We start from the raw sequence: 10,390 nt of genomic DNA on the forward strand, positions 1-10,390 counted from the left end.
AACGGTCGTCTTGCCCGACGCCCCGCAGCGGCCGAGGACGCTCAGCGCGTCCGCGTTCGATGGAAGAATGAATACGACGAAATCTCCCCCATTAAATCGGTCAAGGTAATCCCATCAGGCGGTACAATGACGGGATTATGCGCGACGTGTTTGGTGCAACGCAAAAGGCTCCCAAAAGTTCCGAATAAATAATATAGTACCACAATTGGTCTGCCTGCCTCCGCAGGACCGCACCCGTTGCTGCGGCGTCAAGGGCTTGACCGGGCGACCGGAAGGCCGTGGATTAACTGATGAGTTAATTCGCAGTGTGTGGGTAGGATGGCTCCCAAATTCCGGGTCTGCTCGCTCGACTGGTTCGAGCGGCCGGTTGTGTTCCGTGTCCCTTTCAAGTTCGGCGCAGTCACGGTGACGTCTGCGTCCCAGCTCTTTCTGTTCGCCGAAATCGAAACCGGCGATGGGCGGCGCAGCCTCGGTGCCACCGCCGAGTTGCTGGTTCCGAAATGGTTCAACAAGGATCCGGCGCTCACCCCGGACCAGACCGTCGGCCAGTTGCGGCGCGCGCTGACGATCGCCCGCGATCTCTATCTTGCGCGCCAGTCCGCCGACACCGCGTTCGGTCATCACGCGGCATGTCACGCGGATGCATTGTCGGCCTGCGCGCGCGAGACCATTCCCGGCCTTGCCGCTGCGTTCGGGCCCGCGCAGATCGACAAGGCGATCCTCGACGCGTTGCTGCGTGCGCATGGGGTCAATGTGTTCGACGGATTGCGCGGCAATATGGCCGGGCTCGATGCGCGGCTGTCGCCGGATATCGACGACGCGGCGATTGCGGTCTATCTGCAGAGCCGCCAGCCGCTGTCGCGGATCATGCTGCGCCACACCGTAGGCATGGCGGATACGGTTGAGGAGCTATCGGATATTCACCGGCTGACCGGCTGCCGTTATTTCAAGCTGAAGCTTTCGGGACATGCCGCGGCCGATGCCGACCGCCTTGCCCTGATCGCGGCCGAACTCGACCGCGCCGCCATCGACTATCGCGTCACGCTCGACGCCAACGAGCAATATGGCAGCCATGACGATCTGACGGCGCTCGGCGAGGCGTTGCTGCGCCAGCCGGGTCTTGCAAATCTGATGCAGCGGCTTCTCTATGTTGAGCAGCCCTTGCCGCGCGATCTCACGTTCCGCACGCCGCTTGGTGAATTCGGGCAACGCTTTGCCGTCATCGTGGACGAAGGCGAGAGCGACTACGAGACGTTTCCGAAAGCGGTCGCGCTCGGCTATCGCGGAATCTCGTCGAAGACCTGCAAGGGCATTTATAAGTCGCTGGTCAATGGCGCACGCGCCGCGCGCTGGTCCGCAAGCGGCAATGCCCAGGTTTTTGTCGCCGGGGAGGATCTGACCTGCCAGGCCGGGCTCGCGGTCCAGCAGGATCTCGCGCTGCTAGCCTTTCACGGGATCGAACATTCCGAGCGAAACGGGCATCATTTCGTTGGCGGATTTCCCGGAACGCCGCCCGAGGAGGCAAGGGCGTTCCTGAGAGCGCATCCCGATCTGTATGAAGCGCGCGACGGGGCGGTGCGGCTCTCGATCCGCGACGGCGCCCTCGCCATCGGTTCGCTGGGCGGTCAGCCTGGCTTTGCGTCCGCCATCGATCCGGCTTCGATCCGGAGCGCGTCCACGGCCCGGGCGGTCGCTTCCGGACGCTGAATGCGACGAAAAATCGGACTTTTCATCTTTTAACCAACCAGTTAAAAGAGCCGTCAGAACAGCAGGAACGGGGGCCAGGGAATGGCGGCAAAGCGTCTCGGCATCATCATGCACGGCGTCACCGGGCGCATGGGGATGAACCAGCATCTGATCCGGTCGGTGCTCGCGATCCGCGACCAGGGCGGCGTGGTTCTGTCAGACGGCAGCCGGGTGATGCCGGACCCGATCCTGGTCGGACGCAATCCGGACAAGATTTCCGCGCTGGCGCAGCAATACGGCGTGACACGCTGGGCCGCCGATCTGGACAAGGCGCTGCTCAATCCCGAAGACGAAGTGTTTTTCGATGCCGGCACCACGCAGATGCGGCCTGCGCTTCTGGAAAAGGCGATCGCGCATGGCAAGCATGTTTATTGCGAGAAGCCGATCGCGACCGATCTCGCCTCGGCGGTGAAAATTACCAGGATCGCCAACGAATCCGGTCTCAAGAACGGCGTGGTGCAGGACAAGCTGTTCCTGCCGGGCCTGCTCAAGTTGAAGATGCTGCGCGATTCGGGCTTCTTCGGCCGCATGATCGCGGTGCGCGGCGAATTCGGATACTGGGTGTTCGAAGGCGACTGGCAGCCGGCGCAGCGGCCGTCCTGGAATTATCGCGCCGAGGATGGCGGCGGCATCATCCTCGATATGGTCTGCCACTGGCGCTATGTGCTCGACAATCTGTTCGGCGAAGTCAAAAGCGTCTCGTGTCTCGGGGCGCTGCACCTCCCGAAGCGCTGGGACGAGAATAACAAGGAATACAAGGCGACCGCGGACGATGCGGCCTACGCGACCTTCGAACTGGAAGGCGGTGTGATCGCGCACATCAACATGAGCTGGGTGACGCGGGTCTATCGCGACGACCTCGTGACGTTCCAGGTCGATGGCGTGAACGGATCGGCTGTCGCGGGCCTGACCGAATGCGTGATCCAGCCGCGTCAGGGGACGCCGCGCCCGGTCTGGAATCCGGACGTGAAGCAGCCCATCGATTTCTACGACACCTGGCAGCCGGTGCCGGACAATCAGGTCTATGACAACGGCTTCAAGGTGCAGTGGGAGATGTTCATCCGTCATGTCGCGGAGAATGCGCCCTATCGCTACACGCTGCTGGAAGGCGCCAAGGGCGTGCAGCTGGTTGAATGCGCATTGCAGAGCTGGAAGGAGCGGCGCTTCGTCGATGTGCCGCCGCTGAAGGTGTGAGCCGCTGAGAGCGCAGCAAGACGAGAGGTTTTAGATGAACCGCTATGAACGCCCGCGGGCCGGCCTCACCATCGCGCTGCCGCGTGCCGACCGCACCTTGGAAGACTTCGCGGTCTCCGCACCAGGCAATTTTCCGGCGAAGGTGAATGCGCCGCTCAATCGGATCGCGTTCGCTGCAGCCCACGTTGTGGCCGATCCGCTGGCAGATTGCGATCCCTGGCTCGATGCCGCGGTGGACTGGGACCGCACCATCGCGTTCCGCGAGCATCTCTGGGATCTCGGCTTCGGCGTCGCGGAAGCGATGGATACGGCGCAGCGCGGCATGGGCATGAGCTGGCCGCAATCGCTGGAACTGATCCGCCGCTCGGTCGCGGCCGCAAAGCCGCGCGGTGGTCTGGTGTTCTCCGGCGCGGGGACCGACCAGCTCCCACCGGAAAATGCCATGGGCATTGACGACGTGATCCGCGCCTATGAGGAGCAGATCGCCGCGATCGAAGCCTTCGGCGGGCGCATCATCCTGATGGCGTCACGCGCGCTGGCACGGGTGGCCCAATCCGGCGACGATTACCGCAAGGTCTATGGCCGGGTGCTGTCGCAGGTCAAGGAGCCGGTCATTATCCACTGGCTGGGCGACATGTTCGATCCGGCGCTCTCCGGATACTGGGGCGCGCAAGACCTCGATGCCGCGATGGATGTCGCGGTCGAGATCATCAACGCGCACGCCGCCAAGGTCGACGGCGTGAAGATTTCGCTGCTCGACAAGGACAAGGAAATCGCGATGCGCCGGCGCCTGGCCAAAGGCGTGCGCATGTATACCGGCGACGACTTCAACTATGCGGAACTGATCGCGGGCGATGCGCACGGCTATTCCGACGCGCTGCTTGGCATTTTCGACGCAATTGCGCCGGCCGCGGCCGCCGCGCTGGTCGCGCTTGCAAAGAATGACGGCGAGACCTTCCACGGCATTCTCGGGCCGACGGTGCCGTTGTCGCGACATATCTTCCGGGCGCCGACGCGCTTCTACAAGACCGGCGTCGTCTTCATGGCCTATCTGAACGGACATCAGGATCACTTCACCATGGTCGGCGGACAGGAAAGCGCGCGTTCGACGCTGCATCTTGCCGAGATTTTCCGGCTCGCCGATGCGGCGGGGCTGCTGCGCGATCCGGAGCTTGCGGTTGGGCGGATGCGCGCTGTGCTGACGGTGCGGGGAATCGGAGCGTGAATGCGCGACCTCTCCAAGGATCACCACTGGCTGTCCATCAACACCGCCACCGTCCGCCAGCAGGCGGACTTCGTCGGTATCGTCGAAGCCTGCGCGCAGCGCGGCATTCGCGCGGTGTCGCCATGGCGGGATCAGGTCGCGCATGTCGGGCTGGAGCGCGCCGTCAAGGCGGTGCGCGACGCCGGACTGAGGCTGTCCGGCTATTGCCGCGGCGGCATGTTCACCAGCGACGCCACGCATCGGCAGGCAATGCTGGACGATAATCGCCGCGCCATTGACGAAGCTGCGGCGCTTGGTTCGCCTTGCCTCGTGCTGGTCGTGGGCGGCCTGCCGCAATATTCGCGGCCGGGCTCGGCGCCGTCGAAGGATATCCGCGCCGCACACGCCCAGGTGGCCGACGCGCTCGCCGAACTGCTGCCTTACGCACAGAGTGCCGGCATGCCGCTTGCGGTCGAGCCGCTGCATCCGATGTATGCCGCCGACCGCGCCTGCGTGAACACGCTGCGGCAGGCGCTCGACATCTGCGACTTACTCGATCCGGCTCAGAGCGGCGCGATCGGCGTTGCGATCGACACCTATCATGTGTGGTGGGATGCCGACGTGTGGCCACAGATCGCGCGCGTCGGCAAGGACCGGCTGCTCGCATTCCATGTCTGCGACTGGCTGGTGCCGACCAGGGACATGCTGCTCGATCGCGGCATGATGGGCGACGGCGTGATCGATATTCCGTCCTATCGGCGCGAAGTCGAGGCGCAGGGCTTCGATGGCTTCATCGAGGTGGAGTTGCTGTCGAACGACTGGTGGTCGCGGCCGATCGGCGACGTGCTCGACACCGTGATCGCGCGATACAAGACGGTGGTGTGACCGCTCCGTGACCGGGTGGTGCGACCCTCTGTGACTTGGCTCGGATTTGACTTGTCGAGGTCGGACACCGGCGCGTGGTCTTCCGGATTTAACGCACGTCCTTTTGATGGAACCCGAAAACAACGCCCGGACCCAATTACCGTTCCTTCTTTACCCGGATTCTACCGCGGAACCTGGAACGTTTGCCGCGCTGCAACGTTGGTCGGCCATTAATTCCCTGAACGCAAAACGCGGAGGATCCACGATGGATTGGAATCGTGTCGAAGGTAACTGGAAGCAGGTCAAGGGCAAGATCAAGGAGCAGTGGGGCAAGCTCACCGATGACGATCTCGACGTCATCAACGGTCGCCGCGATCAGCTCGAAGGCAAGATCCAGGAGCGCTATGGCATCGCCAAAGATCAGGTGAAGAAGGACATCGACACCTGGTACGGCGCGCAGCGCTGGTAAATAAAGCTGTAACGCAGCTCTGCTGACATAGGGGGCTTCTCCGAAAGGAGAGGCCTCCTTTTTTGTGCGGCTGGATAAAGCGTTCACCATTTTGCGTAGTTGCATGCCATCGCTTAACCGGATGGCATGGGGGCGCTGCTAGGACGGTTGCGATGCCGCAGCGATACCGGAGCAAAGACTTCGGATGGCGCGGCTTGAGGGACCGGCAATGCTGCGCTTTATCGGCGTGCTGATGATGGCCTTTGCATGGATGGGGGCAAGCCCCTTGCATGCAGACGATCGCGCATTGCTCGTTCCGGCAGTCACGCACCACCCGGGTCTCGCCGCGAAATGGCAAGATGCACAGCGCCGCATGGCGCAGGATGCAGCCCGTCTTGCCGCCTGCCGCGCCGAGCCGTGGATGTGCAGCGAGACCGAGCTTCGCTTTGAAACGATCGTGGAAGCCGCGCGCACGCGGGAAGGCCGTGCGCGCATCGGCGAGATCAATCGCGCGGTCAATCTCGCAATCCGTCCGGTGAGCGACGAACAGCTATTCGATGCAGTCGATTACTGGGCAAGACCGCTCGAGACTGTCGCGGCAGGCACCGGCGACTGCGAAGACTACGCCATCCTCAAACTCATGGCGTTGCAGGACATAGGCATCGCCCCGCACGATCTGCAATTGATGATCGTGAGAGACCGTTCCGGACGCGGCACGCATGCCGTCGCCACGGTCCGTCTCGATGGGCGCTGGCTTATACTCGACAATCGCAGCTTCGTGATGGCGGATCTCGCAGAAACGCATTATCGCGTCCTGGCGCAGCTCGATCGCGGGGGGCGCCGGCTGGCGGCGATCACCGAGTCCGGTCAAGCCTCACGCGACGTCATGTAGCGCGCGCGGCATTGGCCGCGGCTTCCAGCTCGCGGATCCGCGATTTGCAAACCTCAACCTCGCCCTCGAGCCTGGCGATATTCTGCAACAGCCGCTCGCTGGTCAATTTCAGGAAATAGAAGCCGAAATCGGGATCCTGGAAATAGAGTTCGCGTACCTTGTCATAGATAATGAACAGCACCTGGCCGTCCTCGATGCATTCGACGGTTGCGGTGCGCTTGTTGTCGGGCGCGAGAAAGCCGAGCTCGCCCATCACCCGGCCGGGCGGAAGCTCGACCCCGAATTCCTTGACCAGAAACTTTCCTGTCACCGTGAAATACATCGCGTTGGCGACGTCGCCCTTGTGAAACAGAACGTCGCCTTTCCGGAAATTCTTCTTCGTCATGAACGGCTTCAGCCATTCCATGTCGAGGTCGCCCTGGGAGGCGACCTTCACACGCTTCACCAGTTGCTGGATCTGATAGAGCCGGAATACGTTGATCGGCAGCAGCACGGCGTACATGATGAAGGTCGGCAAAGCTTTCGCCAGCAGGCCGTATCCCATGAACAGAATATTGCTGATGATTGCCGCGATACGCAGCGGGATCATGGTCCGCAGCGTCATCGAGGCGACGTAAAAGATGGCGCCGATCAAACCGAGCAGATTGGCCAGGTCCATCTTCGACGCGATGAATTCGATCAGATAACTGATGAAATAGCCCAAATCCATTGGTCACTCCACGACCGGTCGGGAGACGTCGGCGCGCTGCGCCGATTCCTTTCATGTCCGCCGGACATCGGCAAGACGGGCTCAAGAAACATTCGTCGAATACGCGGCCGGAGCCGTTCGCTTTTGATGAATAGCGAAAGGACTCCGGGTCTTGCCTTGCTGCGTCTTCTTCACGCGAACCGGCGCACCGTTTCGTCCGAAGGCGCTTCAGGGCCGGAAAATTGCTACAACCGGATGACGTCGCCCTCGACCGCGGCAATTGTCGAAGGGTGGACGGCGCGGGCCTGCGCGAGCAGGACGTCGATCGCGTCGTCGTCATGTTCCGGCGCGTGGTGAAACAGGCAAAGCGTCTTCGCCTCGGCGGCCTTTGCAAAATCCACCCCGTCGCGCCAGGTGGAATGACCCCAGCCCTTCTTGGCGCCGATCTCCGCCTCAGTATAGGGTGTGTCGTAGATCAGGAGGTCGGTTCCTTTGGCGATGGCGATCAGCTGCGGATCGGGCTTGCTGCGTCGCCATTCGTCATCGGTGATGTAGGAAAATGACCGCCCGCGATAGTCGATGCGATATCCGGTGGCGCCGCCCGGATGGTTGAGCGGCACCGTGCGGACCGTCACCGACTCGCACAGTTTCACGGTCTCGCCCGCCTTAAAGTCACGATAGTCGATATCGGCGCGGAATGTGTCGATGCCGATCGGAAACAATGGCTCGCTCATCATCGACTGCATCACCTCTTTGAGCCTGAAGTCCGGCAGGAGATTGCCGGCCCACATCCGGAAGCGATGTTGCGGCTGAAAGAAGGGCGAGAAGAACGGGATTCCGATCACATGATCGTAATGGCAATGCGTCAGAAACAGGTCGGCATCGATCGGGCTGCCCTGCTGGTCGAGCGCGGCGCCGAATTCGCGAATCCCGGTCCCGGCATCGAGAATGACCAGACGATCGCCGCAACGCACCTCGATACAGGGTGTGTTGCCGCCATAGCGCTTGGTCGCAGCTCCGGGGCAGGGCAGCGAACCGCGCACACCCCAGAACCGGATCAGAAAGTCCGACATCGCCAACTTCTTCGCCCCCGTTCGCGGCCCTTCAGGGCTCTTTCGTTATCGTACGCAGCCAATCCGGTTCGTCACAAGCGCCATCACGTGCTTGTGCATTCGGTGGCCAGTCCGGCCCCGGGTCCGGAATTCACATTCGTGGCGGTGTATTACGCCAGCTTCGTTATCACTTCGTATCGAACGCATAGACGCCGTCCCATGAGTCCGGTGGCGGCGCTGCGCGGAATGCTTCGATCCGCGACTGGTACAGTTCGAAGACGCCGGTAAGACCGTAGGTCACTTCCGCCTGCTTGGCGCGCTGCAGCGCGTGTTCGGCGCCGTCCCAGTCGCGGCTGCGGTAACAGCCCAGCATTTCCTCCGTCAGGCTGGCGATTCGCTTGAAGGACTCGCTTTTTGCGACGCTGCCGTCCCCGATCAGGGTATAGATGCTTTCCGGCTCGCTCTTGCCCTTCACGGTGATCAGGTCGATCTGCAACGCGGCGAACTGGCCGTTAATCTTCTCGGCCGTATGGGCGCCGAGAATGATCGGTACGCCATACGTCCGCGTGCGGCCTTCCAGCCGCGAGGCCAGGTTCACCGGATCGCCCAGTACCGAATAGTCGAAGCGCAGATCCGAGCCCATATTGCCGACCACGCAGGTGCCGGTATTGATGCCAAGACCGATGCTCATCGGCAGAAACGGCACCCCGTCCTCCAGCGCCTCGGCCTCGCGCTCATGATTGAGGTCATCGATTTTGCGGATCATGTCGAGCGCCGCGGCGCAGGCATGCGCTTCATGCATCGGGTCGTCCAGCGGAGCGTTCCAGAACGCCATGATGGCATCGCCGATATACTTGTCGATGGTGCCCTTGTGTTCGATGATCGAATTGGTGAGCGGCGTCAGCAGCCGGTTCATCAGGCTTGTCAGGCCCTGGGGGTCGTCCTTGAAGGACTCCGAGATCGACGTAAAGCCGCGCACGTCGCTGAACAGGATCGTCATGTTCCTGGTCTCGCCGCCGAGCACCAGCTTCTGCGGCGAATTGGCGAGCTGCTCGACCAGCGTGGGCGACAGGTAGTGCGCGAATGCGGAACGGATTCTTCGGCGATCCTTCTGCTCGCGGAAATAATTGACGAAGACCAGTGTGAGATATGTCGTGAAAATCGCGATCAGCGGAAACGTGATGTCGAACAGCAATCCGTGCTGCGAGTAAAAATACCACGCGCCTGCGGCCAGTGCGACCCCGGTGAGAAAGCCGAAAACCAGCAGGCCGGTCACGCCCATCACCGGCGCGAGGGCGACGATTGAAATACCAACCAGGGCGGTGATGAGCAGTTCGGCGCCGTTGGCGTAATCCGGGCGCGACAGCAGTGCCTGGGTGAAGATGTTCTCCAGGATTTGGGCGTGGATTTCCACGCCCGGCATGTCGACTTCGACCGGAGTGGCCTTGAGGTCGAGCAGGCCGATCGCGGATGTGCCGATCAGCGCAACGCGGCCCTGAAAGCGGTCGGCCGGAAAGTTACCCTCCAGCACATCCTTCGCCGACACAAAGCGGGCCGAATCATGCGGCGAGAAATGGATCCACATCCGGCCGTTCTTGTCCGTCGGGATCTGCACCGGAATGCCCTGGATCGCCACCCACTGGATGCCGGTGACCTTGTCGGTATTGATCAGGAGCGCGCCCGCGCCGGTCGCAACCCGCAGGATCTCCATGGTCAGGGAGGGGAGCTTCTGTCCGGCAGCCTCCACGATCAGCGGGACGCGCCGCACCACGCCGTCGCGCTCGGGTACGAGGGTGAGATTGCCGCGGCCGGCGGCGGCCTTTTCCAGCACGGGAATATTGCGCAGGAGACCGGCAAACTTGTACAGAAACGGCGTCGGGTCTGCGCCGAGCATGGCGATGCCGGGCGTGTCGTCGGGCGCAGGAGTTGCCGAGATCACCGCCGCCTGCCCGAGGACGACGCCGCCGCGCGCGATCACCGCCGCCAGCACATCATCGTTGCTGGCCAGCGTCTTCATCTTCGCGCGGGTCGCCTCGTCGATCTGCGGCAGCGACTGCGCGACATTGGCGGGCGACATGCGGTCCGGTTCGGACAGGAGAATATCGAAGGCGGTCACGGCGGTGCCGGCCTTCTGCAGTTTGTCGACCAGTTCGGCGATCAGCGTGCGCGGCCAGGGCCATTGTCCGTAAGCCTGAAGGCTCGCCTCGTCGATATCGACGACGACGGCCGGCCGCTTGTCGGGCGCAGCCACGCGCGGCTTCATGGTCTGGAAGAAGTCGAAGCTGCGCCAGCGCAGATTTTG

The 10,390-nt window shown here is 62.5% G+C and carries 9 protein-coding genes; 6 read left to right on the forward strand and 3 right to left on the reverse strand.

Annotated elements, in window-relative coordinates; all coding sequences use genetic code 11:
- The first annotated feature begins 318 nt into the window (after positions 1-318).
- The 6 genes from ACK41X_RS07110 to ACK41X_RS07135 all read left to right on the forward strand — a co-directional run bounded on the left by ACK41X_RS07110 (position 319) and on the right by ACK41X_RS07135 (position 6,348).
- The gene (locus tag ACK41X_RS07110; RefSeq protein ID WP_409720691.1) at positions 319-1,707 is read left to right on the forward strand and encodes a hypothetical protein; all 1,389 of its coding nucleotides are present in this window, start codon (positions 319-321) and stop codon (positions 1,705-1,707) included.
- Between the two features lie 81 nt (positions 1,708-1,788).
- Positions 1,789-2,940 carry a Gfo/Idh/MocA family protein gene (locus ACK41X_RS07115; RefSeq protein WP_409720693.1) on the forward strand — a complete coding sequence of 384 codons (1,152 nt, stop codon included), beginning with the start codon at positions 1,789-1,791 and terminating at the stop codon, positions 2,938-2,940.
- A 34-nt stretch (positions 2,941-2,974) separates the two neighbouring features.
- On the forward strand, positions 2,975-4,165 hold the full coding sequence (locus tag ACK41X_RS07120; RefSeq protein ID WP_409720695.1) for a dihydrodipicolinate synthase family protein: 1,191 nt from the start codon (positions 2,975-2,977) through the stop codon (positions 4,163-4,165).
- The gene (locus tag ACK41X_RS07125; RefSeq protein WP_409720697.1) at positions 4,166-5,029 is read left to right on the forward strand and encodes a sugar phosphate isomerase/epimerase family protein; all 864 of its coding nucleotides are present in this window, start codon (positions 4,166-4,168) and stop codon (positions 5,027-5,029) included.
- A gap of 244 nt (positions 5,030-5,273) precedes the next feature.
- On the forward strand, positions 5,274-5,477 hold the full coding sequence (locus ACK41X_RS07130; protein ID WP_409720699.1) for a CsbD family protein: 204 nt from the start codon (positions 5,274-5,276) through the stop codon (positions 5,475-5,477).
- A gap of 184 nt (positions 5,478-5,661) precedes the next feature.
- Positions 5,662-6,348 (forward strand): transglutaminase-like cysteine peptidase, encoded by a 687-nt coding sequence (locus ACK41X_RS07135; protein ID WP_409720701.1) that lies wholly within the window; start codon positions 5,662-5,664, stop codon positions 6,346-6,348.
- Here the strand turns inward: ACK41X_RS07135 and ACK41X_RS07140 are convergent.
- From ACK41X_RS07140 to ACK41X_RS07150, 3 genes are all read right to left on the reverse strand, one after another.
- Positions 6,341-7,057: a Crp/Fnr family transcriptional regulator gene (locus tag ACK41X_RS07140; protein ID WP_409720703.1), complete on the reverse strand. Its 717-nt coding sequence runs from the start codon at positions 7,055-7,057 to the stop codon at positions 6,341-6,343. The two genes, ACK41X_RS07135 and ACK41X_RS07140, sit on opposite strands and share 8 nt — an antisense overlap.
- A 224-nt stretch (positions 7,058-7,281) precedes the next feature.
- Positions 7,282-8,109, reverse strand: coding sequence for an MBL fold metallo-hydrolase (locus ACK41X_RS07145; RefSeq protein ID WP_409720705.1), 828 nt, complete (start codon positions 8,107-8,109; stop codon positions 7,282-7,284).
- Between the two features lie 166 nt (positions 8,110-8,275).
- Positions 8,276-10,390: CHASE2 domain-containing protein (locus ACK41X_RS07150; protein WP_409720707.1), on the reverse strand; the 2,115-nt coding region annotated here is incomplete at its 5' end.

It is taken from the genome of Pseudorhodoplanes sp., from assembly GCF_046289595.1.
Taxonomy (GTDB): Bacteria; Pseudomonadota; Alphaproteobacteria; order Rhizobiales; family Xanthobacteraceae; genus Pseudorhodoplanes.

Bases quoted from the DNA above. Each gene is read 5' to 3' on its own strand.
- ACK41X_RS07115 (WP_409720693.1), top strand. From the start codon at position 1,789: ATGGCGGCAAAGCGTCTCGGCATCATCATGCACGGCGTCACCGGGCGC.
- ACK41X_RS07145 (WP_409720705.1), bottom strand. From the start codon at position 8,109: ATGTCGGACTTTCTGATCCGGTTCTGGGGTGTGCGCGGTTCGCTGCCC.
- ACK41X_RS07135 (WP_409720701.1), top strand. From the start codon at position 5,662: ATGGCGCGGCTTGAGGGACCGGCAATGCTGCGCTTTATCGGCGTGCTG.
- ACK41X_RS07120 (WP_409720695.1), top strand. From the start codon at position 2,975: ATGAACCGCTATGAACGCCCGCGGGCCGGCCTCACCATCGCGCTGCCG.
- ACK41X_RS07110 (WP_409720691.1), top strand. From the start codon at position 319: ATGGCTCCCAAATTCCGGGTCTGCTCGCTCGACTGGTTCGAGCGGCCG.
- ACK41X_RS07125 (WP_409720697.1), top strand. From the start codon at position 4,166: ATGCGCGACCTCTCCAAGGATCACCACTGGCTGTCCATCAACACCGCC.
- ACK41X_RS07140 (WP_409720703.1), bottom strand. From the start codon at position 7,057: ATGGATTTGGGCTATTTCATCAGTTATCTGATCGAATTCATCGCGTCG.
- ACK41X_RS07130 (WP_409720699.1), top strand. From the start codon at position 5,274: ATGGATTGGAATCGTGTCGAAGGTAACTGGAAGCAGGTCAAGGGCAAG.